23 protein-coding genes, 1 tRNA gene and 1 pseudogene are annotated in these 23,588 nt (G+C 64.4%); 14 read left to right on the forward strand and 11 right to left on the reverse strand.

Annotation, left to right across the window (positions count from 1 at the left end):
• Window positions 1–3: 3 nt before the first annotated feature.
• The 3 genes and pseudogenes from AC1DW2_RS37240 (at window position 4) to AC1DW2_RS37250 (ending at window position 2,882) form a co-directional block, all read left to right on the forward strand.
• Window positions 4–1,584, forward strand: a complete 1,581-nt coding sequence (locus AC1DW2_RS37240) for a 4-hydroxyphenylacetate 3-hydroxylase family protein (RefSeq protein ID WP_477008461.1) — start codon at window positions 4–6, stop codon at window positions 1,582–1,584.
• Between the two features lie 190 nt (window positions 1,585–1,774).
• Window positions 1,775–1,907 (forward strand): annotated as a pseudogene (locus AC1DW2_RS37245) (maleylacetate reductase); the annotation flags it as partial.
• Window positions 1,908–1,958: 51 nt separating this feature from the next.
• A complete protein-coding gene (locus tag AC1DW2_RS37250; protein WP_477008462.1) occupies window positions 1,959–2,882 on the forward strand; it encodes an intradiol ring-cleavage dioxygenase in 924 nt (307 codons plus the stop codon).
• Between the two features lie 393 nt (window positions 2,883–3,275).
• Here the strand turns inward: AC1DW2_RS37250 and AC1DW2_RS37255 are convergent, their stop codons facing one another.
• Entirely contained in the window at window positions 3,276–3,629 is a 354-nt protein-coding gene (locus AC1DW2_RS37255; RefSeq protein ID WP_477008463.1) for a helix-turn-helix domain-containing protein, read from the reverse strand.
• Between the two features lie 383 nt (window positions 3,630–4,012).
• A tRNA-Leu gene (locus tag AC1DW2_RS37260) sits at window positions 4,013–4,097 on the reverse strand.
• A 156-nt stretch (window positions 4,098–4,253) separates the two neighbouring features.
• Between AC1DW2_RS37260 and AC1DW2_RS37265 the strand changes: the two genes are divergently transcribed.
• Window positions 4,254–4,793 carry a disulfide bond formation protein B gene (locus AC1DW2_RS37265; protein ID WP_063985825.1) on the forward strand — a complete coding sequence of 180 codons (540 nt, stop codon included), beginning with the start codon at window positions 4,254–4,256 and terminating at the stop codon, window positions 4,791–4,793.
• Between the two features lie 168 nt (window positions 4,794–4,961).
• Here the strand turns inward: AC1DW2_RS37265 and AC1DW2_RS37270 are convergent, their stop codons facing one another.
• Together AC1DW2_RS37270 and AC1DW2_RS37275 are read right to left on the reverse strand one after the other, a co-directional pair.
• Window positions 4,962–6,047, reverse strand: a complete 1,086-nt coding sequence (locus tag AC1DW2_RS37270; RefSeq protein WP_063985824.1) for an AbrB family transcriptional regulator — start codon at window positions 6,045–6,047, stop codon at window positions 4,962–4,964.
• A 101-nt stretch (window positions 6,048–6,148) separates the two neighbouring features.
• Window positions 6,149–6,454, reverse strand: a complete 306-nt coding sequence (locus AC1DW2_RS37275; protein ID WP_477008464.1) for a PsiF family protein — start codon at window positions 6,452–6,454, stop codon at window positions 6,149–6,151.
• 198 nt (window positions 6,455–6,652) lie between these two features.
• On the opposite strand from AC1DW2_RS37275, the gene AC1DW2_RS37280 reads away from it, so the two are divergent.
• Entirely contained in the window at window positions 6,653–7,144 is a 492-nt protein-coding gene (locus tag AC1DW2_RS37280) for a hypothetical protein (RefSeq protein ID WP_063985822.1), read from the forward strand.
• A gap of 45 nt (window positions 7,145–7,189) precedes the next feature.
• On the opposite strand, the gene AC1DW2_RS37285 is transcribed toward AC1DW2_RS37280, so the two are convergent.
• Window positions 7,190–7,738: a TetR/AcrR family transcriptional regulator gene (locus tag AC1DW2_RS37285; RefSeq protein WP_028159202.1), complete on the reverse strand. Its 549-nt coding sequence runs from the start codon at window positions 7,736–7,738 to the stop codon at window positions 7,190–7,192.
• 111 nt (window positions 7,739–7,849) lie between these two features.
• On the opposite strand from AC1DW2_RS37285, the gene AC1DW2_RS37290 reads away from it, so the two are divergent.
• The 3 genes from AC1DW2_RS37290 to AC1DW2_RS37300 all read left to right on the forward strand — a co-directional run bounded on the left by AC1DW2_RS37290 (window position 7,850) and on the right by AC1DW2_RS37300 (window position 9,513).
• Complete coding sequence (locus AC1DW2_RS37290; RefSeq protein WP_477008465.1) at window positions 7,850–8,275, forward strand: acyl-CoA thioesterase; 426 nt, start codon at window positions 7,850–7,852, stop codon at window positions 8,273–8,275.
• A gap of 3 nt (window positions 8,276–8,278) precedes the next feature.
• On the forward strand, window positions 8,279–8,755 hold the full coding sequence (locus AC1DW2_RS37295; protein WP_477008466.1) for a PaaI family thioesterase: 477 nt from the start codon (window positions 8,279–8,281) through the stop codon (window positions 8,753–8,755).
• A gap of 98 nt (window positions 8,756–8,853) precedes the next feature.
• Window positions 8,854–9,513, forward strand: a complete 660-nt coding sequence (locus tag AC1DW2_RS37300) for a DsbA family protein (protein ID WP_028147336.1) — start codon at window positions 8,854–8,856, stop codon at window positions 9,511–9,513.
• A gap of 79 nt (window positions 9,514–9,592) precedes the next feature.
• On the opposite strand, the gene AC1DW2_RS37305 is transcribed toward AC1DW2_RS37300, so the two are convergent.
• From AC1DW2_RS37305 to AC1DW2_RS37315, 3 genes are all read right to left on the reverse strand, one after another.
• On the reverse strand, window positions 9,593–9,799 hold the full coding sequence (locus tag AC1DW2_RS37305; protein ID WP_085401909.1) for a hypothetical protein: 207 nt from the start codon (window positions 9,797–9,799) through the stop codon (window positions 9,593–9,595).
• A gap of 82 nt (window positions 9,800–9,881) precedes the next feature.
• Complete coding sequence (locus AC1DW2_RS37310; RefSeq protein WP_477008467.1) at window positions 9,882–10,952, reverse strand: carboxylesterase family protein; 1,071 nt, start codon at window positions 10,950–10,952, stop codon at window positions 9,882–9,884.
• A 29-nt stretch (window positions 10,953–10,981) separates the two neighbouring features.
• Complete coding sequence (locus tag AC1DW2_RS37315; protein WP_477008468.1) at window positions 10,982–11,953, reverse strand: S1C family serine protease; 972 nt, start codon at window positions 11,951–11,953, stop codon at window positions 10,982–10,984.
• 284 nt (window positions 11,954–12,237) lie between these two features.
• On the opposite strand from AC1DW2_RS37315, the gene AC1DW2_RS37320 reads away from it, so the two are divergent.
• The 6 genes from AC1DW2_RS37320 to AC1DW2_RS37345 all read left to right on the forward strand — a co-directional run bounded on the left by AC1DW2_RS37320 (window position 12,238) and on the right by AC1DW2_RS37345 (window position 19,540).
• Entirely contained in the window at window positions 12,238–13,656 is a 1,419-nt protein-coding gene (locus AC1DW2_RS37320; RefSeq protein ID WP_477008469.1) for a M20 family metallopeptidase, read from the forward strand.
• Window positions 13,657–13,917: 261 nt separating this feature from the next.
• Window positions 13,918–15,708 carry a peptide ABC transporter substrate-binding protein gene (locus tag AC1DW2_RS37325; protein WP_071909319.1) on the forward strand — a complete coding sequence of 597 codons (1,791 nt, stop codon included), beginning with the start codon at window positions 13,918–13,920 and terminating at the stop codon, window positions 15,706–15,708.
• A gap of 29 nt (window positions 15,709–15,737) precedes the next feature.
• Complete coding sequence (locus AC1DW2_RS37330) at window positions 15,738–16,697, forward strand: ABC transporter permease (RefSeq protein ID WP_477008470.1); 960 nt, start codon at window positions 15,738–15,740, stop codon at window positions 16,695–16,697.
• Entirely contained in the window at window positions 16,663–17,580 is a 918-nt protein-coding gene (locus AC1DW2_RS37335; RefSeq protein ID WP_014491615.1) for an ABC transporter permease, read from the forward strand. Before AC1DW2_RS37330 ends, AC1DW2_RS37335 begins: the two co-directional genes overlap by 35 nt.
• Window positions 17,580–18,575: an ABC transporter ATP-binding protein gene (locus AC1DW2_RS37340; protein ID WP_014491616.1), complete on the forward strand. Its 996-nt coding sequence runs from the start codon at window positions 17,580–17,582 to the stop codon at window positions 18,573–18,575. Before AC1DW2_RS37335 ends, AC1DW2_RS37340 begins: the two co-directional genes overlap by 1 nt.
• Window positions 18,572–19,540: an ABC transporter ATP-binding protein gene (locus AC1DW2_RS37345; RefSeq protein ID WP_071909320.1), complete on the forward strand. Its 969-nt coding sequence runs from the start codon at window positions 18,572–18,574 to the stop codon at window positions 19,538–19,540. The genes AC1DW2_RS37340 and AC1DW2_RS37345 overlap by 4 nt, the downstream gene beginning before the upstream one ends.
• A 24-nt stretch (window positions 19,541–19,564) precedes the next feature.
• On the opposite strand, the gene AC1DW2_RS37350 is transcribed toward AC1DW2_RS37345, so the two are convergent.
• The 3 genes from AC1DW2_RS37350 to AC1DW2_RS37360 form a co-directional block, all read right to left on the reverse strand.
• Window positions 19,565–20,188, reverse strand: a complete 624-nt coding sequence (locus AC1DW2_RS37350) for an HAD family hydrolase (RefSeq protein WP_477008471.1) — start codon at window positions 20,186–20,188, stop codon at window positions 19,565–19,567.
• Between the two features lie 129 nt (window positions 20,189–20,317).
• Window positions 20,318–21,343, reverse strand: coding sequence for a helix-turn-helix domain-containing protein (locus tag AC1DW2_RS37355; RefSeq protein WP_247313366.1), 1,026 nt, complete (start codon window positions 21,341–21,343; stop codon window positions 20,318–20,320).
• A gap of 229 nt (window positions 21,344–21,572) precedes the next feature.
• The gene (locus tag AC1DW2_RS37360) at window positions 21,573–23,477 is read right to left on the reverse strand and encodes a sensor domain-containing diguanylate cyclase (RefSeq protein WP_477008472.1); all 1,905 of its coding nucleotides are present in this window, start codon (window positions 23,475–23,477) and stop codon (window positions 21,573–21,575) included.
• Between the last annotated feature and the right edge of the window lie 111 nt (window positions 23,478–23,588).

A 23,588-nucleotide genomic window follows, 5' to 3' on the forward strand; every position in this document is an offset into this window, starting at 1 on the left:
GAAATGAGAAGTGGGAAGGAATACCTGGAGTCGCTCCGCGACGGCCGGAAAGTCTATGTCGGAGGCGAACTGATCGAGGACGTCACGACTCACCCTGCGACCAAGGGCTATGCCCATGCCATCGCCGGATATTACGATCTCCACCTCGATCCGAAGAACCAGGAAATTGCGACCTTCATCGACAAGGACGGCGAGCGCCAGTCGATGCATTGGTTCCTGCCGCGTAACAAAGAGGACGTCGTCAAGCGCCGGCAATACTGCGACTTCCTCTGCCGCCATTTCAAGGGCGGTATCTTCACCCGGCCGCCTGCCGGCATGAACGTCGTCATGTTCACCCAGGTGGACGATCAGAAGCCCTGGTCGGAAAACTCCCGCTTCTCCGGAAAGAAGCGCGATCTCTCGGGCAACATCCAACGGCAGTGGGAAGAAGTGACTTCGCAGGATCTGGCCATCTCGCCGATGTTCCTCGACGTGCAGTTCGACCGCGGCCGCGACAATGCGATGGCCGAGACGCCGATGCTCAAGATCATCGAAGAGCGCGATGACGGCATTCTGGTGCGAGGCTGGAAAGCGATCGGCACCTCCGTTCCGTTCGTCAACCACCTCCTCATCGGAAACCTCTGGCGCCCCGGTCAGACGCCGGAGCAGACCGTTTACGCGCTGGTACCGATCGCCACGAAGGGCATCTCGGTCGTCGCCCGTAAATCAAACGCTCAGCCGGATGCGGATCCGTATGATCGTCCGTTGGCCACGATCGGAGACGAATTGGATGCGATGGTGTACTTCGACGACGTCCTGATTCCCTGGGACCGCGTCCAACACGTCGGCAATCCGGACCATGCCAAGTGGTATCCGCAGCGGCAGTTCGACTGGGTGCATCTCGAGACCCAGATCCGGCATTGCGTCCATGCCGAACTGATGGTTGGTCTCGCGCTGCTCCTAACGCAATCTCTGGGTACCAGCACCAATCCGCTCGTCCAGGCCCAGCTCGCCGAACTCATCCGCTTCCGCGAGACCTGCCGTGCATTCATGATCGCCGCCGAAGAAACCGGCTTCGCGACGCCGGGCGGTCTTTTCAAGCCGAACAATATCTACATCGACTTCGGCCGTGCCTACTATCTTGAAAACCAGAACAAGATGGTCAACATGCTCATCGATTTCTGCGGCCGCGGCGTCGTGATCCAACCGTCGAGAAAAGAGCTGGAGGACCCCTACATCGGTCCGAAGCTTTCCGAGGCTTTGCGCGGTGCTGAGATCAGCGCGTACGACCGCATCAAGATCTTCCGTCAGATCAGCGAACGGTTCCTGACCGAATGGGGCAACAGGCACGAGATGTTCGAGAAGTTCAACGGAACGCCGCTCTACCTCATCAATCTGCTCACGATGCAGCGTACGGAGTACCAGGTGGACGGTCCGTTGACCGAGTTGGCTCGCCAGGTTGTCGGCTTCGGCGATACGGCGGAACTCGGCAAGCGGGCCGCAGAGGCGCAGAAGAATTCGCACTACGCCAATGTCCGCTTCCAACCCGAATACGCCAAGGCGCAGGACCAGCGCGACGGTTATATGTCGACGGCTGCCGAGTAGACAACATCCTGAAGCGCTCGGGCGAAAGCCCGAGCGTCGAGGGCTCTCTTCCATCAAGAGCCGGCAGTGATTTCCTGCCATCGATCAGATCCGGACACTTCGGACTTTGACTCTACTCGATCTCTATGAACTACAAGGCGCCGTGGCGTCCTCCGCGATGCCCAAGGCCGAGCAACCCGCGGATCGACCGCCTGTTGACGGTATCGATCGTGCGGCGGGCCTTGCGATTCGACGCCAATTGGAATCCCCGTCCTCCTGAGCGCGACGCAATCCGAGATCTATTCGCGCGTGCCTGGGCAGGCGAGCCGCCCGCCATGTCTTAGGAGACATGCTCTCTTCCGCCGAACAAAACGAACGCGACCCACGGAGTGACAATGCGCAATTTCAACGAAAATACGATCACCGATGCGGTGCTCGAGCGGCTGCAGAGCGCGACCGATGCCCGCGTTCGACAGATCAGCGAAGCCCTGGTGCGACACCTCCATGCTTTCGTACGCGAGGTGCGTCCCACCCAAAAGGAATGGGAATACGGCATCGACTTTCTTACGCGGACCGGTCACATGTGCGACGACAAACGCCAGGAGTTCATTCTGCTCTCGGACACGCTGGGCGTCTCGATGCTCATCGACGCGATCAATCATTCTTCAGTGCACGGCGCCACCGAAAGCACGGTGCTCGGTCCGTTCTTCGTGCAGGACGCTCCGGAGATAGAATTGGGGAAGGACATCTCCAACGGCATTGAAGGCGATCCGCTTTTCGTCACGGGCTCGGTCTCGACCGTCGACGGTCTCCCCCTTTCTGGCGCGTGGGTCGACGTTTGGCATTCCGACGAGGATGGCAATTACGACGTGCAGCAACTCAGCGAGATCGGAGGGCTGGCGATGAGGGCCCGCTTTCGCACCGACGCCAGCGGTCGATTTAGTTTTTGGTCGATCAAGCCCGCAGCCTATCCGATACCGCACGACGGCCCGGTCGGCGAAATGCTGAAGGCACAGGGCCGGCATCCTTGGCGGCCGGCACACGTACATTTCATGATTTCCGCCCCGGGCTTCGAGCAGTTGGTGACACACATCTTCGTCGCAGGCGACCAGTACCTCGATTCCGATGTCGTCTTCGGCGTGAAGGACGATCTGGTCCGGGAATTCGTGCTTCGTAATCCCGGCGAAGAAGCGGACGGTCGGGCCACCAACAGAAAGTATTACTACCTGAACTACAATTTCGGTCTGAAGAGGGCTGGGGAAAGCTCGCACTCTGTGGAGTCAACGAAGATCTCGCGAATTCCCGTCGCACAGACCTGAGCGCTTTCGTCGCAGCTATGTCGACCGTCGAGCAGCCGCAGAGCGTTGGCCGCTCGATGCAGCGCGACGGTCCGAACAGCTCGATTGCGATCATTACATAAGGTGTCCACGCCGCGGCAAGGATGGTCGACGACGGAGGGGCTGCTGAAGGCACCGCCGGCTACATGGCAAGATGTGTTCTTTCCACCGGTGTCGGGAAGGCGCGGAAGCTAAGCCGGGTGGCGACCTGCATGCCTCCGCAAACCCATCAAACAGACCGTTCATCGTGGGCTGTGCTTGCCGTGGTCTGCCGACGCTTTTTGATGGGGGTGCGCCCCGCAACAGCGGCGATGATCCAGCATTGCAAGTCAGGCTGATACCCGAGTCGGATCGATAGAAGTTCGGCATGGGTCATCACGGCCCATGCGAGCCCGGGCACCCGTTTCGGCGTGACGCGCGAGTCGACTCACTCACACTGATCGCCGCGACGGCGACCGGTGCTGTTGCGGATGGGAGCGCCCACGCACCGCAACTCTGGTTCGTGCTCGCAGTCATCAATCGAATATCCGACGCGGCAGCTGACTTCTTTGAGCGCGATCGGTCTCGATCCAAAAGACGGTTCGCGATTTCGATTTGGAGATTCCGAAGGTATTCGAGCGGCGCCAAGCCTATGGTCTGCTTGAAGCGCCGGTTCAGCGTTCGCTCGCTGACGGCGAGGTTGGACGCAAGCTCCCTGAGATTGAACCCGCTCGCGAGCGTCGCCTCCATCCGTTTCTGAGCGCGTGCGATCAGAGAGTCCGCGTGCCCGTGCTCGTCAACCAGCGTCGCGTACGACGCGTGGTCGGTTCATGTCTCAACAGCGTCTTCGCCGTCCTCGCCGGCGCTCCGCCGGCGAAAGTCTCCACTATAGTCAGATCTGCTCTGGGTTGGCACCCGCGCGATCATTCTTGCGGCCATCTGCTTGATTCCGTCGTTCGGAATAGCGAATTCGTCGCGGCGCGGTTGGCTTGGCGATACCAGCAAAAATGCCAGCAAATCGGACGGCTGCAGTGGGCTTTTGCTTGTATTTTCAATGCGTCGCGAAAGCTTTCCGGACAAATCCGGAATCGAACCAGCTACTTAAGTTATTGTTATTATTATGATTTTTTCCTTGGTGCCCCTGGCCGGAATCGAACCAGCACTCCTTGCGGAACTCGATTTTGAGTCGAGCGCGTCTACCAATTCCGCCACAGGGGCTCCCGGTCGGCCCTGGAAAGGGCCTCGCAAAGCGGGCGGACTATAGCCATGGACAGGGCAGGGTCAACCCGCGCCAAAGTGATCCCGGCCGTTCTCGACAGCCGCCTGGGCCGGGGTTAGAGCCTTAAGAAAGCGACCCCATCGGAAGAGGCTGCCGTGACGACCCAGAGTGCCGCAATACCTGCATTCAGGCCGGCTGGGACCGGTCCCGCGCTGACTGCCTCGGTGCTCGTCACGCTGATTGCCGCCGCGACCATCGCCGGCGCCTGGTTCTTCCAGCTCGTGCTGGAGATCCTGCCCTGTCCGCTGTGCCTGGAGCAGCGCTACGCCTATTATTTCGCGATCCCGGTCGGTGTGCTCACGGCGCTTGCGGCGCGGAGCGGGGCGCCGCGGCCGCTGCTGCTCGCGGGCCTTGCGATCCTCGCGCTGGCGACACTCGCCAATGCCGGCCTCGGCACCTACCATTCCGGCGTCGAATGGGGGTTCTGGAAGGGCCCGACCGATTGCTCCGGTCCCGTCATCAATCTCGGCAATGCCGCCGACCTGCTGTCCAAGCTCGATACCGTCAAGGTGGTGCGCTGCGACGAGGTGCAGTGGCGTTTCCTCGGTCTCTCGCTCGCCGGCTACAATGTGCTGATCTCGCTGTTGATGGCCGCGATCGCGGCGTGGGGATTTTTGCGGACGGCGAAGCGCTAGGCAAGCGCCGTAGGGTGGGCAAAGCGACTTGTCCGCCGTAGCTCGAAGAGCGATGGCGGAAGCGTGCCCACCATTTTTAGCGATAGTGCGGGAGCATGGTGGGCACGGCGCTAGCGCGCCTTTGCCCATCCTACGAGACCGGAGCTCCGCTACGACTGCGGCGCTTCGCTAATCATCCACATCGTCCTGCGTGCGGCCGAACAGGTGCACGATGCCCGGGGTCGCGATCGTCACGAACACGAAGCGCGACAAATGATGGGCGCCGACGAAGATCGGGTCGATGTGCAGCGTGAGCGCGAGCGCCAGCATCGCATCCATCGCGCCCGGCGCGAAGGCGACGACGACATCCGATAATTTCACCTGCGCGGTGAGCGCGATGATGCCGACGAAGATGGCGGAGACGGCGATGGCCACGGCAAACGAGCCCAGCGCCGCATGGATGTGGCCGGCGAGCGTCTTGATCCGCATCCGCGCGAAACGGCTGCCGATCAATGCGCCGATGCCGATCAACGCCACGCCGCGCACCCAGTTCGGCAGGCCGCCCTCGACCCAGTCTGCGCCATGCAGCACGCTGGAGGCGATCATCGCGCCGAACATCCAGCTCGCCGGAAACCTGATCAGCCGCAGCAGGAGCGCCGCGGCCAGCGAGGCCGCGACCAGCTCCACGAGCTCGAGCGGTGAGGCGATCGTCGTCGTCAGCGACGGTGCGACGGAGGGCGCCACGCCCGCGAACGCGAGCACCATCGGTAGCGCCGCGGTGAGGATGATGACGCGCATGGTCTGCACCACCGCGATGCCGGGCAGGTCGGCGCCGCGCTCGACCGCCAGGATCGTGATCTGCGACAGCGCCCCGGGGCTGCCGGCGAGGAAGGCCGAGGTGCGGTCCCAGCCATGAATGCGCTGGAGGTAATAGCTCGAGCCGAAGGTCGAGCAGAAGGTCGCGAGCGCAAGCAGGCCGATGGTGAGGGGATAGGCGCTGACCTGTTGCAGCAGGTGGCGCGAGACGACCGAGCCCAGTGAAATGCCGAGCAGCACCAGCACGGTCTGGGTCAGGATCGGCGGCAGCGCCAGCTGGCGGCCGGCGATCGCGGCGATCCCGACCGCGATCATCGAGCCCGAGATCAGTCCCCCGGGAAGTCCGGCGACCAGAAACACGAGGCCGCCGACGGTGCCGATGACGAGCGTCTCCACCGTGCTCAAGATCTTGGCACGGCTTGGCCATTCGAACGGCAGGGAGGCGGTGATTTGCTTCACGCCACCTTATCGCAAATCAGCGAGAGGCACACAATTGCAGCTTCGTCATGCCGCAATGCGCGCGCCTCTCACGGATGCTCGCGAGCCGTAGTGTGACGGATTTACTTCTTGTCGGCGGCGGGGGCGGCGGGGGCGGCGGGGGCGGCGGTGCCGGCCTTCGCTTCCTTCATGCACTCACGGCGAAATTTTTTGCGCTCCTTGCCCTTCAGCGCCTTGGCGTCCGCTTGCTTGGAGCATTCGAGCGACTCCGCCGAGCGCTCCTTCGACGCCTTCTTGTCGGCGGGGGCGGCGGCAGTTGTGGTCTTGGCGTCGGTCTTGGCAGCCGGCGCGGCGGTCTGCGCGAAGGCGGTGCCGGTGGCGAGCAGGGAGGTCAGGGCGACGATGGCGAGGCGAGACGTGAAGGTCATGGTGGTGCACTCTTGCGAGATTGCGGAGGGTTGGGAACGTCGGCTCGCCTTGCTGAACGCGACATGAATAATCCGAGCCGGGGGATCACTATATTTTGGCGGCAGGCGCCATCGCTTCCTTGTCGCGGCCGGGCGGCACGCTAGGATAGCAATCCTCGTTTCGCTTCCGTCGGGGAAGACCAAGGAGGAGGACCAAGGATGACCATTCAATCAAAATTGCTGTGTGCGGTTGCATTGACGGGCTTTGCCGCGCTGGTCGCGAGCGCGCCGGCGCAGGCGCTGACCTCGCAGGAGTGCAGCGCGAAATACCAGGCCGCCAAGAAGGACGGCTCGCTTGGCACAACGAAGTGGAATGACTTCCGCAAGGCCCAGTGCGGAGCGGATGCGACGCCTGCCGCCGCGCCGGCCGCCGCTGCTCCGGCTGCGCCCGCCGCTCCTGCCGAGCCGAAGCAGGCGAAGAAGGAGGCCGCCCCCGCTGCCGCGCCAACCCTGCCGGCCGGACCCGCAATCTATCCGAATGCGGTCGACCCGAAATACGCCAAGGAGACCGCCGGCAAGGCCCGCCTCCACACCTGCGTCGACCAGTACAACGCCAACAAGACCACCAACGGCAATGGCGGCATGAAGTGGATCGAGAAGGGCGGCGGCTATTACAGCGAGTGCAACAAGAAGCTGAAGGGCGCCGCCTGAGCTTCGACATGATGCGATGGCCGGAGCAAAGCTCCGGCCATTTCGCTAGTCGAGCAGCTTCTCGGCCGACTTCGCCACGAGCTGCGAGCGTTTGCGTGGACCGCGCTCGACGAACAGCAAGCTCTGGCCGAAGATGAAGCAATAGAACAGGAAGGCCTGCGCCTCGGCCGCCTCGGCCTCGAGGCCGGTCGCGCGATAAAGCTCGGCGACGTGCTTGAGCCGCGCCGCGTCCACGCTCGCGACCGCCGCGGCGGCGTTTTCGTCCGAGCGGGCCCATTGCCGGATCGCGAGCTCGATCGCCATGCCCTCCGGATTGAGCCGCTCGGAATAGAGCTGGATCACCGCCTTCAGCCGCTCGCGGGGCTCTTGCCCATCGAGGCTTGTCTGCTGCGCGATTGACGCCGCACGTCCCTCGCGCCAGCGTTCCAGCATGGCATCGAGCAGCGCGGCACGGTCGGCGAAGCGGCGGTAGAAGCCGCCCTTGGTGACGCCGAGGTTCTTGGCGAGCACCTCGACCCTGACACCCTCGACCCCCGAGCGGGCGAGCTCGGTAAACCCTGCCTCGACCCAGACATCGCCCTTGCCGTCGTTCATGAAGGAAGCCTCACCGGTTCTTGATACGGTACCGTATTGCTAACGCGCGGAGGCGTTGATACGCTACCGTATCAATGATCAGAGGGCGGAAAAACGGCAGGAGGAATTGCGATGCAGGAGGCGACCTATCGCGGCACGGTCTATCCGTGGCAGTGCGATCATGTCGGCCACATGAACATCATGTGGTATGTCGGAAAATTCGACGAGGCCAACTGGAATCTGTTCGCCCGCCTCGGGCTGACGCCGAGCTATCTGCGCTCTTCCGGCCGCGGCATGGCCGCCGTGCAGCAGAACATCACCTACAGGCGGGAGCTGCTCGCCGGCGACATCGTCGAGATCCGCAGCCATTTGCTGGAGGTCCGCGACAAGTCGATCCGCTTCCGGCACGACATGACCAATGCCGAGACCGGCGAGATCGCCGCGTTCTGCGACACCACCGGCGTGCACATGGACCGCAGCCAGCGGAAGTCGGCGCCGTTCACGGATGCGATCCGCGCGGTCGCTCTGCAGCATCTTGCCGAGCCGGCCGAGGCCTGAGCCATGGCCGCGTTCGAGCCGAAAAATCCGGGCTATCGCGCTGCTACCATTGCCATGTTCGACGGCCAGCCGGCGATGCGCACGCTCGGCATCGTGATCGTCCGCCTCGCGCCGGGCGAGGTCGAATTGGCCATGCTGCATTCGGCGGCCTTCACGCAGCAGAACGGTTTTGTCCATGCCGGCATCATCACGGCAGGCCTCGACAATGCCTGCGGCGTCGCCGCCTTCACCCTGATGCCGCGCGAGGCCGACATCCTGACCGTCGAGTTCAAGACCACGCTGCTGGCACCCGCCCGCGGCACGCGCTTCGTCTTCAAGGCCGAGGTGGTCAAGCCCGGCCGCACGCTCACCTTCTGCGGGGCCAGGGCCTTTGCCGAGCATGAGGGCAACACCACGCTGATCGCCACCATGACCGGGACGCTGATGGCGATGCTGCCCCGCGCGGCGGCTTCGCCAGCGCCGGCGGCGATCCGCGCCTAGCATGGCGATGACATCGCGCCCGCAACGCTCTATATGACGCGCAACAGTTCCCGGTCGCGAACCGTATTTGCAGCGATGGGACCGAAACGGGACGAGATATGGCTGGATTCAGGAACAAGGGCCTCGTGGCGACGCGGCGTGCGGCGCTGACGCTGATCGGGGCGGGTGCCCTTGCGGCAGGTCGGATCACGTCTGCGCGCGCGGCCGCCGCCGATGACGAGGTGCTGACCGAAGCCAAGGTGTTGCGCGACCCCGATGTTCCCGTCGCCGGTAATCCCGACGGCAACATCAGCATCATCGAATGGTCCGACTACAACTGTCCCTATTGCCGCAAGCTCGAGCCGGAGCTGCGCCAGGTGGTCCAGGACGACGGCAAGGTCAGGCTGGTGATGAAGGATTGGCCGATCCTCGGGCCGGTCTCGGTCACCGCGGCGCGGATCGCGCTCGCGGCAAAATTCCAGGACAAATACCATCAGGCGCATGACGCCATGATGGGTGTCAGCTCGCGCCTGACAGAGCCGCGCATCAACGAGCTGCTCGCGGCCGCCGGCGTCGACATGGACCGCCTGAAGCGCGATCTCACCGACCGCGCCAAGGACATCGACGCCGTCCTCAAGCGCAACAACGAGCAGGCCGAAGCCTTCGGCTTCAGCGGTACCCCCTCCTTCATCGTCGGCAAGTACCGCGTGCCGGGCGTGCTCAGCATGACCGAGTTCGAGCAGGTCATCGCCGATGCCCGCAAGGCCAAGATGAACTGACGCGAGCCGGATCGATCGCTGTCAACACAAAGGCGCCGCCGCGGACCCGCGACGGCGCCTTGTTCGTGATATCGCGTCGTTACTTCGACGAGATGCGGACCCAGTCCTTGTGCGCGCGATCGCGCAGCGCATCCCAATCGGCCTTGGCGACGTCCCAGTTCACGATGGTGCGATTGGACGTCGCGACCTCGCCATTGGCGACCGACGACGTCTGCATGGAGTCATAGACGTACACGCCGCAACCGAGCAGCAGCGCGCCCAAAATCATTCCGAAAAACGTCTGCATCTGCGAACCTCCGGTGACGGGCGATAACGTCGGCCCGGAGTGATGGTTCCGCGGCAGTACGGCGCAGATAAGGACGACCCGTTCATCCGCCGTTCAGCCACTCCAGCAGCTCTGCGTTGATCTCGCGCGGATAGGTGTGGCTGAGGTCGTCGATCTCGCGATAGGTGACGTCGGCGCCGGCAGCGGAGAGGGCCGCCTGCGTCTGACGCGCGGTCTGTACCGGAAACATCCAGTCGAGCTTGCCGTGGGTGATGAAGATCGGCAGTCCCTGCAGGCGCACGGCGTCCGCCATCTCCGCCATCAGCGGATGGAACGTCGCCGACACCGGCGCGAGATGCGTGAAGGGCGAGGCGCCGTCGAGCCCGGTGACGTAGCAGAACGTGCCGCCGTCACTCATGCCGGTCAGCAGCAGGCGCGAGCCGTCGACGGTCCAGCGGCTGCGCACCGTGTCGAGAATGCGCATGAGGTTCGGCGTGTCGCTATCGTCGCCCATCAGCGCCCATGTCGGGCCGGTCGCGGTCGGCGCCACCAGGATCGCGCCGAGGCTGCGGGTGTCGCGGAGCCAGCTCCAGAGAAAACCGCGGCCGTTGCCGCTGCCGCCATGCAGCGCCATCACCAGCGGCATGGCGCGCTCCGGCGAATAATATTCTGGCACATAGACCGAGAAGCCGCCGCGGCTGCCGGGCTCGTTGTGGTCGTGGAAGATGCCGGTGTGTTCGCCCGCCCCGGCTTCCAGCCGCGTCAGCAGATCGTCATTCTCGCGATTGGCGGCATTGAGGAAGAAGCCGCTCACCGGCGGAAACTGGGTCGACAGCGGATACAGCGCCTCCTGTGCACGAGGCAGATGGCGTAGCGCGCGGAAGACCGCGACGAGATCGCCATTGCCGCGCTCGACCTCGCGTATGCCGGCAAAGGCGGCGAGCGTCTCGTTGCAGGCGCGGTCGAGCCGCTCGCGCAGCCCGGTGAACTGCTCGGGCCAGGCGCCGATCGCAGCGTGCGCCGCTCGCAGCGCCTCGTCGGGCGTGCCGATCGCATTCATCACCGAGGCAAAGGCCGGCGGATGCAGATTCCGGGTGAAGAAGCCGAGTGCTTCCAGCGCGTTGAGCAGCGGCGGCAGTACGGTCACGATGTCGTCAACGACGGCCTCGGTCATCGCCGCTTCCTTGCGTCAGTTCGGTGGTGTCAGTGCAGCTTCGGCGCTTTCAGCAGCTTGAAGCGGTCGGTCGACGTCACCGTGACGTCGAAGGTGACACCTTCATGATGCACGGTCAGCGGCACGTCGACGCCGGCGGCGCCGAGCGCCCACATCTTCTTGTAGAAGGCGGTCTGGCTCGTCACCTCCTGGCCGTCCACTGCAAGGATGACATCGCCGGTCTTCAGCTCCGCGCGCGCGGCCGGGCCGTTGGTGGAGATCCCGATCACCACCAGGCGGTTGTCGATTTCGGTCGAATAGAGCCCGAGCCAGGGCCGCGACGGTTTGTTGACGCGGCCGAATTTGCGCAGATCGTCGAGCACCGGCTTCAACAGATCGATCGGCACGATCATGTTGACGTGCTCGGCCTTGCCGTCGCGTTCGCGCTCGAGCTGCAGCGAGCCGATGCCGATCAACTCCCCGCGCTCGTTGAGCAGCGCCGTGCCGCCCCAGTTCGGATGTGCGGGATAGGTGAACACCGCCTCGTCCAGCAGATATTCCCAATAGCCGGCGAATTCCTGCTTGGCCACGATCTGGCTCGCGACCGAGCGCGTGCGCCCGCCGGCGCCGCCGACCACGACGCGGTCGCCGACCCTTGTTTTCGCCGAGTTGCCGAGCGGCAAGGGTTCGACGTCGAGCTGACCGAGCGCCTGCACGAGGCCGAAGCCGGTGACGGAATCGAAACCGAGCGCATGCCCCTCGACGACGCGCCCGTCGGCGAGATGCAGCCACACTGATTCCGCCTCGGTAATGAGGTAGCCGATGGTCAGCACCAGCCCGTTGTCGATCACGACGCCGTTGCCGGCGCGTTCGGTGCCCAGCGTTTCGGCACTGAAGGCGTCGGGCGGGATGATGGCGTGCAGGCCGACGACGGACGCGAGCGAGCGGTCGAGATCGAAACCGTAATCGCTCGCGCGCGGCTGATTGGCCGGCGGCACTCTCCATTCGGTCAGGGCGGGCATGGAGTTCTCCTGGCTGAGAGCATTGCTCCGCCTTGGCCGGCGGAACGACGCGCGAAGCACTCATAATTTAGGCTGGAGGAGGCCGTCTTGAAAGCCTCGTTCCCAACTATTCCGGAGATCGCCGCGTGAAATCTTCGACAGGCACAGGACGCCCGCACAGGTGGCAAGCGGCCGCGCGATCCAGCACCGGCCGCATGGCTGCTGTCCCGCGACGTGCTAGGCGGGGTGCAATGAAGCTGCTAACCATTGCCGCTTCGTTTGACCAAGAGATCACGGACCGAAGCATGGATAATCGCAGCGACATCTGGCGTGGCGTCGACACGATCAAGGCGCGTTTCATCGACCTCAGCGACAGGGTCTGGGGCATGCCCGAGGTGTGCTACACAGAGGCGCGGTCCGCCGCCGAGCATCTCGCCGAGCTGCGCCACCAGGGTTTCCGTATCACCGAGAACGTCGCGGGCATCCCGACCGCGGTGATGGGCGAGTGGGGTGAGGGCGGTCCGGTCATTGCCTTCATGGGTGAATATGACGCGTTGCCGGGCCTTAGCCAGGAGGCCGGCGTCGCCGAGCACCGTCCGGTCGAGACCGGCGGCCATGGCCACGGTTGCGGCCACAATCTGCTTGGTTCCGCGGCGCTGCTCGCCGCAACCGCGATGAAGGACTGGCTCGCCGAGAACAAGGTGCCCGGCCGCGTGCGCTATTACKGCTGCCCGGCGGAAGAGGGCGGCGCAGCCAAGGCCTTCATGGTGCGCTCGGGCGTGTTTGAAGACGCCGACATCGCCATCACCTGGCATCCGCACAGCTTCTGGGAAGTCGCGGTAACGCCGTCGCTCGCCAACACGCGTGCGGATTTCATCTTCACCGGCCGCACCTCGCATGCGGCGGCGTCGCCGCATCTCGGCCGCTCCGCGCTCGACGCCGTGGAGCTGATGAATGTCGGTGTGAACTACATGCGCGAGCACATGCCGAGCGACGCCCGCGTGCATTACGCCCTGCTCGACACCGGCGGCATCGCTCCCAACGTGGTGCAGGCGCATGCGCGCGTGCGCTATTCGATCCGCGCCCGCGATCTGCCCGGCATGAACGAGCTGGTCGGACGCGTCAGCAAGATCGCAGAAGGCGCGGCGTTGATGACCGAGACCAAGGTCGAGATGAAGATCATCTCCGCGGTCTCCAACATCCTGCCGAATACGCCGCTGGAGCAGGCGCTGCACCAGGTGATGGAAGAGCTGGGGCCGCCGCATTTCGACGACGCCGACAAGGGCTTTGCCAGCCAGATCCGCGCCACGTTGAGCGACAAGGACATCGCGTCGGTCTATTACGCGATCGGCATGGAGCCGACTGATCGGCCGCTGGCCGACTTCCTGGTGCCGCTCGATGCCAAGCGCAACCCGCTGGTCGGCTCGACCGACGTCGGCGACGTGAGCTGGGTGGTGCCGACCGTGCAGGTTCACGCACCCACGGTTGCAATCGGCACGCCGTTCCACACCTGGCAGGTGGTGGCGCAGGGCAAGAGCGGACACGCTCATAAGGCCATGGTGCAGGCGGCGAAGGCGATGGCCGGGATCGGCATCAAGGCGTTGACGGATCCGGAGCTGATCAAGGCCGCGAAAGCGGACTTGCAGAAGCGGACCGCCAAGACACCTTACGTCTGTCCGCTGCCGGACCACGTCGCGCCGCCGCTGACCATGTCCGTGGCGTAGAATTTCGCCTCGATACTTCGTCTGATGCCGCGAACAAATTTTCCGCAGTGCAACGTGGATTCCGGCGCGATTTAGCGCCGGATTGCCGAACGCTTGGGCTGCGGAACAGAGTTTTGCCCAACAGACAGCCAGAACACCGTTTGCATACACATGGTCGCAGTTGACGCGCGGCCTATTCGGTGTGCCATCTACCGCCAGCAAAAACCCGGCGGCCGCGGTGCGGCTGCCTGCATCCATACGGGAACCAGACGGGGGACAACCATGCTGGATAAAGAACTGCGTTCGATGATTGGTGACGTGAAGGACGGCCGGATGGACCGCCGTGCCTTCATCATGCGTATGGCCGCGGTCGGCCTCACCGCACCCCTCGCCAACCAGATCCTCGCGCTCGGCGGCGTCGCCATGGCGGAAGGTGCCCAGACCTACAAGCCGACCAAGCGCGGCGGCGGCGGTGCGCTGAAGCTGCTGTGGTGGCAGGGGCCGACCCTGCTCAATCCGCATTTCGCCACCGGCACCAAGGACCAGGACGGCGCGCGCCTGTTCTACGAGCCCCTCGCTTGTTGGGATCCCGACGGCAACATGAAGCTGGTTCTGGCGGCCGAAATTCCCTCGATCCAGAACGGCGGCCTCGCCGCCGACGGCAAGTCGGTGACCTGGAAGCTCAAACCAGGCGTCAAATGGCATGACGGCAAGCCGTTCACCGCCGATGACGTCGTGTTCAACTGGGAATACGCCAGGGATCCCGCGACCTCCGCCCTGACCATCGCGACGCTCCGCGACATCACGGTCGAGAAGGTGGATGACCTCACGGTTCGCATCCTCTTCAACAAGCCGACGCCGTTCTGGGCCGACGCCTTTGTCGGGGCTCCCAACACCATCATCCCCAAACATTTGTTCGCCGACTACAAGGGGTCCAAATCGCGGGAGGCGCCCACCAACCTCTCGCCGGTCGGCACTGGCCCCTACAAGTTCGTCGAGTTCAAGCCGGGCGATCTCGTCCGCGGCCAGCTCAATCCCGATTACCACATGCCGAACCGGCCTTATTTCGACACGGTCGAGATGAAGGGCGGCGGCGACGCCGTCTCTGCGGCGCGCGCGGTGATCCAGACCGGCGAATATGATTTCGGATGGAACATCCAGGTCGAGGACGACGTGCTGCTGCGCCTCGAAAAGGGCGGCAAGGGCAAGACCGTTTATGCCGTGGGCGGCGACACCGAATTCATCGCGCTCAACTTCACCGATCCGAACACCGAGGTCGATGGCGAGCGCTCCTCGATGAAGACCAAGCATCCGCTGTTCTCCGATCCGGCGGTACGCAAGGCGCTGTCGATGCTGGTCGACCGCGAGTCCATCAAGAAGGCGATCTACGGCCGCGCCGGCCGCACCACCGCCAACTTCCTCAATGGTCCCGAGAAATTCGTCTCCAAGAACACGACCTGGGAATTCAGCATCGAGAAGGCCTCGAAGCTGCTCGACGACGCCGGCTGGAAGCCCGGCGCGGATGGCATCCGCGAGAAGGACGGCAAGAAGCTGAAGCTTCTGTACCAGACCTCGATCAACGGACCGCGTCAGAAGACCCAGGCGATCGTCAAGCAGGCCTGTCAGAAGGCCGGCATCGACGTCGAGCTGAAGTCGGTGGTGGCGTCCGTGTTCTTCTCCTCCGATGTCGCCAACCCCGACACCTACGCGCATTTCTACGCCGATCTCCAGATGTTCCAGATCCCGCTGAGCCAGCCGGATCCGTCTCAGCATATGCGCCGCTATCTGTCGACCAACGTCGCCACGAAGGAGAACAAGTGGCAGGGCACGAACTTCCCGCGCTGGGTCAACAAGGACTATGACGCAGCGATCGAAGCAGCCGAAGGCGAAATGGATCCGGTCAAGCGCGCGGCGCACTATATCAAGGCCAACGACCTCATGTTCCAGGACACCGTGTTCATCCCGGCGCAGCATCGCCTAAAGGTGGAAGCGGCAGCCAACAATCTGCGCCCGATCATCAGCGGCTGGGCCAACGAAACCGACAATCTGCACGATTGGTACCGCGAGGAATGATCCCCCAGCTCTAGACGGGGTCTTTCCCTATGAGTCAGTACGTCCTGCGTCGCCTCCTGATCGCGATTCCGAGTCTTCTCGGAATCTCGGTTGTGCTGTTTGTCGTGCTGGCGCTTGCGCCAGGCGATCCGTTCTCGGAACTGGCGACGAACCCGAACGTCCCGCCCGAGGTGCAGGCCGCACTTCGGGCCAAGTTCGGCCTCGACGATCCGATCCACCTCCGTTACCTGCACTGGCTCAACGCCATGCTGCACGGTGACTGGGGGTTCTCCTTCGTCAGCCGGATGAATGTCGACACGCTGATCCTCCAGCGTCTGCCGGCGACGCTCTACGTGATCGGTTCGGCGCAGATTCTGGCGCTCCTGATTGCGATCCCGGTCGGGGTCTATGCGGCGACAAAGCCCTATTCGCTGTTCGACCAGATCGCCAACACGCTCGCCTTCGTCGGCTTCTCGCTGCCGACCTTCTTCACCGGCATCCTGTTCATCCTGATCTTCTCGGTTACGCTGGACTGGCTGCCTTTCGTCTATACGACCGACATCAAGGGCACCGGCATCCTTTGGGTGCTGGAGATGATCCGGCAGGCGATCATGCCGGTGGCGGTGCTCGGTCTGTTTCAGGCGGCGTCGATGACGCGTTTCGTTCGCTCGGCGATGCTCGACGTGATCCGGCTCGACTACGTCACCACGGCGCGCGCGAAGGGCCTCGGACAGGCCACGGTCATCGTCAAGCACGTCATGCGCAACGCCATGATCCCGGTCGTCACCCTGATTGCGTTGCAGATGCCGGCCGTGTTCGGCGGCGCCATCGTCACCGAGCAGATCTTCCGCATCCCCGGCATCGGCTCGCTACTGATCTCCTCCATCCTTTCCAACGACACGCCGGTGGTGATGGCCGTTACCTTCGTCTTCGCGTGCCTTGTCGTGCTGTTCAATCTCATCGCGGACGTCCTTTATGGCTGGCTTGACCCTCGCATCTCCCTCCGCTGAGCGGCGCGTCTACTCGCCCTGGCGCGAGATGTGGCGGCGCTACAGCCGCCACAAGCTCGCCGTGGTCAGTGCGTTTCTGCTCCTCATTCTGATCCTGGCGGTGGTGGCCGGCCCCTTCGTCTGGCGGGTCAAGATCGACGACATCGATATCGTGGCGGGCATGCAGGGGCCGTCGCTTGCCCATCCGTTCGGCACCGACGATCTCGGGCAGGACATCCTGGCCCGCATGATCTATGGCGGCCGCATCTCGCTCGCGGTCGGCCTTGCCGCGATGCTGGTCTCGGTCTTCATCGGTGTCCTGATCGGCGCGCTCGCCGGCATGTCGCGCGGCGCGCTCGGTCACGGCCTGATGTGGCTCACCGATCTCTTCCTGTCCCTGCCGCAACTTCCGCTGCTGCTGCTGCTGATCTATCTCTTCCGCGACGGGCTGAAGCAGATGTTTGGTCCCGAGGGCGGCATCTTCATCCTGATCGTGCTCGTGATCGGCGGCTTGCGCTGGATGCCGGTCGCGCGGCTGGTGCGCGCCCAGTTCCTGTCGATCCGCGAGAAGGAGTTCGTCGAGGCCGCCCGTGCGCTCGGCGCAAGTCCGGTGCGCCAGGTGGTGCGGCACATCCTGCCCAATGCGCTCGGTCCCGTGATCATCGCCGGCACCATCGACGTGGCTGCCGCCATCATCGCGGAATCGACGCTGTCCTTCCTCGGCCTCGGCTTCCCGCCGGATACGCCGACCTGGGGCCGGCTCTTGTACGACGCCAAGGATTTCCTCGACATCGGCCCGCACTGGGCGCTGTTTCCGGGCGGCGCGATCTTCATCGCGGTGGTCGCCATCAACTTCATCGGCGACGGCTTGCGTGACGCGCTCGATGCGCGACGGGTGATCTGATGGCGCCGCTGCTGGAAATCAAAGGGCTGAAAACCCACTTCTCGACCGACGACGGCATCCTGCAGGCCGTCGACGGTGTCGACATCTCCATCAACAAGGGCGAGACGCTCTGTGTCGTGGGCGAATCCGGCTGCGGCAAGACCGTGACCGCGATGTCGATCCTGAAGTTGATCGCCATGCCGCCGGGCCGCATCGCGGCGGGCCAGATCATCTTCGAGGGCCGCGATCTCGTGCCGCTGACGAGCCGTCAGCTCGACGAGATCAGGGCCAAGGAGATCGGCTTCATCTTCCAGGAGCCGATGACCTCGCTCAATCCGGTGCTCACCATCGGCGAGCAGATCGCCGAGAGCCTGCGCCGCCATGAAGCGGTGACGAAGAAGCAGGCGCTCGAGCGCACCATCGAGATGCTGAAGCTGGTGCAGATCCCCAACGCCGAAGGCCGCGTGCACAATTATCCGCACCAGTTCTCAGGCGGCATGCGCCAGCGCGTGATGATCGCGATGGCGCTCGCCTGCAGGCCGAAGCTGATCATCGCCGACGAGCCGACCACCGCGCTCGACGTCACCATCCAGGCGCAAATCCTCGACCTCCTGCAGGACATGAAGGAGCGCTTCGGCATGGCGGTGATGCTGATCACCCACGCCATGGGCGTCGTCGCCGAGACCGCGCAGCGCGTCGTCGTGATGTATGCCGGCAAGGTGGTGGAGGAAGCGCTCGTCGACGACCTCTTCGGCAATCCCGGCCACCCCTACACCCAGGGGCTGATTCGCTCGATCCCGCGCATCGATCTCGACAGCGAGCACAAGACAAGGCTCGAAGCGATCGGCGGCTCGGTGCCGATCCTGATCAATCCGCCGGTCGGTTGCCGCTTCGCCCCGCGCTGCAAGTTTGCCATGAACGTCTGCACCGAGAAGGAGCCGCTGCTGCGCGAGATCGCGCCCGGCCACCGCATGGCCTGTCATTTGGGAGATACGCAGTTGGGAGGCACGGCATGACCGAGCCCTTGCTCCGCGTCAGCGGCCTGAAGAAATATTTCCCCGTGCACGGCGGCCTGTTGTCGCGCCAGGTCGGTAGCGTCTATGCGGTCGACGGGGTCTCGTTCTCGGTCAACCGCGGCGAGACGCTCGGCCTCGTCGGCGAATCCGGCTGCGGCAAATCCACCACCGGCCGCTGCGTACTGCGCCTGATCGAGCCGACCGACGGCGAGGTCGTGTTCGACGGCCAGGACGTGCGCCAGCTCAGCGGCAATGATTTGCGCGCGATGCGGCGGAACATGCAGCTGGTGTTCCAGGATCCGTTCGCCTCGCTCAATCCGCGCATGACGGTCGGCGCCATCCTCGGTGAGGCCCTGATCATCCATAAGCTTGGGTCGTCGGCCAAGGAGCGCGAGGAGCGCGTCGCCAGCCTGCTCGTGAAGGTCGGCCTCAAGGCCGAGCACATGCGCCGCTACCCGCACGAATTCTCGGGCGGCCAACGCCAGCGCATCGTGATCGCGCGGGCGCTCGCGGTCGAGCCGAAGCTGATCGTCTGCGACGAGCCGGTATCCGCGCTCGACGTGTCGATCCAGGCGCAGGTGATCAATCTGCTGGAGGATCTCCAGGCCGAGCTGAACCTCACCTATCTGTTCGTCGCGCACGATCTGTCGGTGGTCGAGCACATCTCCGACCGCGTCGCCGTGATGTACCTCGGCCGGATCGTCGAGCTGGCGAAAGCGAGCGATCTCTACCGCAATCCGCAGCACCCCTACACCAGGGCGCTGTTGTCGGCGGTGCCGGTGCCCGATCCCAAGCTCAAGCGTGAACGCATTCGCCTCAAGGGCGACGTGCCGAGCCCGATGAAGCCGCCATCCGGCTGCCACTTCCACACTCGCTGTCCGATCGCCCAGCCGCGCTGCGCGGAAAGCGCACCCGAGCTGAAGGAAGGGGCGGGCGGGCACTTCGTGGCGTGCCACCTCGCCTGACGTCGCGCGAGGCGGTGCGCCCGTTCATCCGTCCCTGAGCAGGCCGTGCGCCGAAAGGGCCTGCCGGAAAGCCTCCACCGACGTGTGATGATGCGCGAAGAGGCCCGCTTCCCGCGCGCCGGTGACATTTGCCGCGAGGTCGTCGACGAACAGAACGGTCTGCGGCGTCGCCTGTAGCTCCGACAGGCAGAGGCGATAGCAGCGCGGGTCCGGCTTGGCCGCCTTGAACCGGGCCGACGTGTAGATGCGGGAGCCGAACAGCGGACGCAATTCCGGCAGCAGCGTGTCGATATGGTCGGCGACCAGCGTGGTATTGTTGGTCAGGACGGCAACGTCGATGGTCTCATGCAGGCGGCGCGCAATCTCCAGCATCGCGCGATCGGCCTTCATCGAACGGCGGCGTGCCTCCACCCACTCATCGAGCGACAGGGGATAGCCGATGCGCTCGCCAAATCCCCGCAAATAGTCGGCGGCATCGAGCGTGCCGGAGTCGCCGAGAAGCTCGAATCCGCTCTCCCAGATCGCCTTGTAGACGAACTCACTGGTGGTCCCCGCAAGCTCCGCCAGAAACGCGACGCGCCTCCCTCTGTCGTATTCGCAGAGGACATTGTCCATGTCGAAGAGGACAAGCTTGATCTCGTCAGGCACGGGAACGCTCCCGGCCGGACCGAAACATCCGGCCGTGCTCGAAGTCATATCCCACTGGAACGCCGGCGACAAATCCGGGCGCAAGGGCCGAACGTTGCGATACTGGTGTCGAGCGTAGCAGCTTCATGGCTACGAGGTGCGGCGGCGGGCCAGTTGATGCAGCACCGTGTCGATGGTCGGGACCGCACCGGTCTCGCGGAGCCAATTGTCGGCCAGCTCCCTCAGTTCGCCCGGCGTCAAGCCGAACTTGCGGCGGAATGCGCGAATGAAGGTGGAATCGCTGCTGAAGCGCATGCCGACGGCGAGGTCGATCAGCCGCGTGTCCTCCGCGGACGGCGATATCAGCTGGCGGAAAGCGAGATTGAGGCGCTGCTCCCTCACGTAGTGTGAGAGCCCGCCATCCGCCTCGAACAGCCGATAGAGGGTCGCGCGCGAAATCTGGAAGTGGCGGCACAACTCGTCTGCGGTGAGCGCGTCGGTCTCGAGATTGTCCGCGATGCGGCGCTTGATCATCGCAAGATAAAGATGCCGCTCGGCGCGTTCGACTCCGGCCGCAATGTCGGCGGTCCCGCCAGCGGCCGCGGCAACGATGTCGGCGATCGCGTCGATCGTGGCCTCGGCGCTGCCCGCCTCGGGCTCGGGTGGCAGCGTAAGCGCCGCGTAATGGCTGGCAAGCAGGCGGGTATGAGGATGGTTTGACGGCAGCAAGGTTGCCGTGGCCGAATCCGGATGAGCAAGCCGTGGTGCCAGCATGGCGCGTTGCAGGATGATCGCCATCAGGCGGGTACGACTGCCGCCGCCGCGCAACACGGTCCGGTTCGGCTGCGCCATGTCGATCAGGCAGATGGCGCCGGGCCCCATCGTCACCTCGCGCCGGCCCGAGCTGAACCGCATCTCGCCTTCGACACACAAGGTGATCTGAAAGTGATCCATCGCACCGCGGGCGACGTGTGCAGGCGTCCGGTCGTATTCCTGATCGGTCGCGCGCGTATCGACCAGCAACGCATTGCGGGTCATCATCGTCACGGTGGTGACATGGAAGTCGTCCTCCGTGGTGAGCGGAACGACATCGCAGATGTCGGCCGTCATGGCGCGCAACTGTCTCAGCGCGTCCACCCCGCGCCCCGGGATGTCCGCCGGCATGGTCTCGTTCACGGCCGTCTCGTCTGCATTGCCCCACGATGAGGCCCCACCGCATGGACTCGATCGTCGAAGTCCGGCGGCCCCCCAACATCGCCTCGGGATGTAGCCATTCAGAAATCAGTGCGCAAGCGATGGTGGGCGGGATTTGGCGCGCGCCGATGCGCCGCATGTGCACACCGCGTTAGCCGCGCTTGCCAGCTACGCAGGAAAGGGCGGCGTTCGCTACGTCTGGCAGGATTCGTCACGCGCTCTTCGCGGGCCAGGGCACGACCTGTCCCGACATCACCATACGGTCGCGGCCGCTGTCCTTGGCGGAGTAGAGCGCGCGGTCGGCGCCGGCGACCAGCGTGTTGCAGTCCRGCGCGGTCTGAGATGGAAGGCTTGTCGCAGCGCCGATGCTTGCCGTAACCAGCCGGGAGGGCGGATTTTGCGTATGCAGCATGGCGAGGTCGTGCAGTGCCTCGCGAATCCCTTCGCCGACTTCGGCGCAACCATCCGGGCCGGTGTTCGGCAACAGAACGGCGAATTCCTCGCCGCCGTAGCGCGCCGCGAGGTCAGCCGGGCGCCTAGCCTGAGCGGACAGGATCCGGCCGAGTGCGCGCAGGCGTCCGTCGCCCGCCTGATGTCCGTAATGATCGTTGAATTTCTTGAACTGATCGACGTCGATCAACAGGAGCGAGATCTGCGTGCCGTCGCGCCGGGCGCGCGTCCATTCCTCCGCGAGGCGTTCGTCGAACGCGCGGCGGTTGGCAAGGCCGGTCAGGCCATCGGTGGTCGCGAGCGATGCCAGTTTGTCCTGCAAGTCCTTCTGCTCGGTCATGTCGCGCACGACCGCGACGACACCGTCGACCTCGCCGCTGTCGGAGGCTCGGGTCACGTGCAAGGCCGCCTCGGCCCAGATATCGCCCTTGTCGCGATGGCGCTGGCGATAGACGAACCGCGCTTCCTCGGCCTCGCCGTTCTTCAGCGATGCGATGGCCTGCTCGACCCGCTCCATGTCGTCCGCGTGGATACCGGCCACCGCCGACGTGCCGAGCAGTTCCTCGGGAGACCAGCCGGTGATGCGCGCGCACGAGGGCGAGACGTAGAGCAGCCGGTTATCCAGCCCGATCCGGGATACCATGTCGCTGGATTGCTCGGCGAGCAGGCGGAAATGGGCTTCATTCGCGACCAGGGCCTGCGCCATTCGCTGCCGCTGCCAGAGCTGGCGGACCAGGTAGAAGCCGATCACCGCGATCAGCGCGACGAGGCCGAGCACAAAGGCCGTGCGTGCGGCTGCCGCGCGTCGCCAGGGCGCCAGCACGTCGTCCTGCGACTTGCTCGCCAGCACCATCAGCGGATAGCGGCTGCTGCGCTGGTAGTAGCTCAGCCGCTGCACACCATCGAGCGGCGACTTGAAATAGTAGACCGCTGCCGCCGGACGGCTTTTCCATTCCCTGAACAGCGGCGCGTTGGAGAGGTCGCGTCCGATGAAGGCGCCGCTCTCGTCGTGGCTGCGCGCCAGCATGATACCGGAGCCGTTGAGCAGCGATGCCGAGCCGTTCGACCCGACGTCGAAGCGCTCGTAGAATTTCGCGAAATAGGCGACGTCGATCGTGAGCAGCGCGACGCCGGCAAAGCTGCCGTCGGGGTGGTTGATCCGGCGTGACGCGGTGATGATCCACTGGCCGCCGGCGCGGCTCTTGATGGGCCGCCCGATCAGCGTGTCCTTCGCCGGGGAATCTCGGTGCTGCCGGAAATATTCGCGATCGCTGTTGTTGAGCTTGGAGAAGTCGACATGCTCGGTCGTGGCAAGCCATCGGCCGGTTTCGTCATAGACGAAGATGCCGCGGATGCGGTCCGATGATTTGCGGGTCGGCAGGTAAGTCTGGAGCTTCGCGATCGTGTCCGGGCCGGTTCCGTCGAGTTCGAGGCGATGGACCAGTCCGACCAGGATCGTATCGGCAAGCTCGAACGTGTCGTCCGCGTGCTGGACCAGGGAATGCGCGAGGTTGGCGACGTCGGTCTCGGCATTCCGGAGATCGGCGTTGTGCGTTTCCCATTCGCGCCAGACACTCAAGCCGAGGATCGCCACGCAGATCAGCACGACGAATCCGCCCGCCCAGAGCGGAAGGCGCGTCTTGCCGAGTTCGCGGTCCGTGACCATCGGCTTGCTCCAAATCGGAGCAAAGCTCTCACTTTGGTCTTAACGGCCTGTTGCACCTTCCGCGATGATTTTGCGCGTCCGTAGTCAGCCGGAGGAGATCGTCGATATTTT

The sequence above is a fragment of the Bradyrhizobium sp. P3_C3 genome, assembly GCF_056402655.1.

Coding starts and splice junctions, on each gene's coding strand:
- AC1DW2_RS37240 (WP_477008461.1), top strand. CDS start 4: ATGAGAAGTGGGAAGGAATACCTGGAGTCGCTCCGCGACGGCCGGAAA.
- AC1DW2_RS37250 (WP_477008462.1), top strand. CDS start 1,959: ATGCGCAATTTCAACGAAAATACGATCACCGATGCGGTGCTCGAGCGG.
- AC1DW2_RS37255 (WP_477008463.1), bottom strand. CDS start 3,629: ATGGAGGCGACGCTCGCGAGCGGGTTCAATCTCAGGGAGCTTGCGTCC.
- AC1DW2_RS37275 (WP_477008464.1), bottom strand. CDS start 6,454: ATGACCTTCACGTCTCGCCTCGCCATCGTCGCCCTGACCTCCCTGCTC.
- AC1DW2_RS37280 (WP_063985822.1), top strand. CDS start 6,653: ATGACCATTCAATCAAAATTGCTGTGTGCGGTTGCATTGACGGGCTTT.
- AC1DW2_RS37285 (WP_028159202.1), bottom strand. CDS start 7,738: ATGAACGACGGCAAGGGCGATGTCTGGGTCGAGGCAGGGTTTACCGAG.
- AC1DW2_RS37290 (WP_477008465.1), top strand. CDS start 7,850: ATGCAGGAGGCGACCTATCGCGGCACGGTCTATCCGTGGCAGTGCGAT.
- AC1DW2_RS37295 (WP_477008466.1), top strand. CDS start 8,279: ATGGCCGCGTTCGAGCCGAAAAATCCGGGCTATCGCGCTGCTACCATT.
- AC1DW2_RS37300 (WP_028147336.1), top strand. CDS start 8,854: ATGGCTGGATTCAGGAACAAGGGCCTCGTGGCGACGCGGCGTGCGGCG.
- AC1DW2_RS37305 (WP_085401909.1), bottom strand. CDS start 9,799: ATGCAGACGTTTTTCGGAATGATTTTGGGCGCGCTGCTGCTCGGTTGC.
- AC1DW2_RS37310 (WP_477008467.1), bottom strand. CDS start 10,952: ATGACCGAGGCCGTCGTTGACGACATCGTGACCGTACTGCCGCCGCTG.
- AC1DW2_RS37315 (WP_477008468.1), bottom strand. CDS start 11,953: ATGCCCGCCCTGACCGAATGGAGAGTGCCGCCGGCCAATCAGCCGCGC.
- AC1DW2_RS37325 (WP_071909319.1), top strand. CDS start 13,918: ATGCTGGATAAAGAACTGCGTTCGATGATTGGTGACGTGAAGGACGGC.
- AC1DW2_RS37330 (WP_477008470.1), top strand. CDS start 15,738: ATGAGTCAGTACGTCCTGCGTCGCCTCCTGATCGCGATTCCGAGTCTT.
- AC1DW2_RS37335 (WP_014491615.1), top strand. CDS start 16,663: ATGGCTGGCTTGACCCTCGCATCTCCCTCCGCTGAGCGGCGCGTCTAC.
- AC1DW2_RS37340 (WP_014491616.1), top strand. CDS start 17,580: ATGGCGCCGCTGCTGGAAATCAAAGGGCTGAAAACCCACTTCTCGACC.
- AC1DW2_RS37345 (WP_071909320.1), top strand. CDS start 18,572: ATGACCGAGCCCTTGCTCCGCGTCAGCGGCCTGAAGAAATATTTCCCC.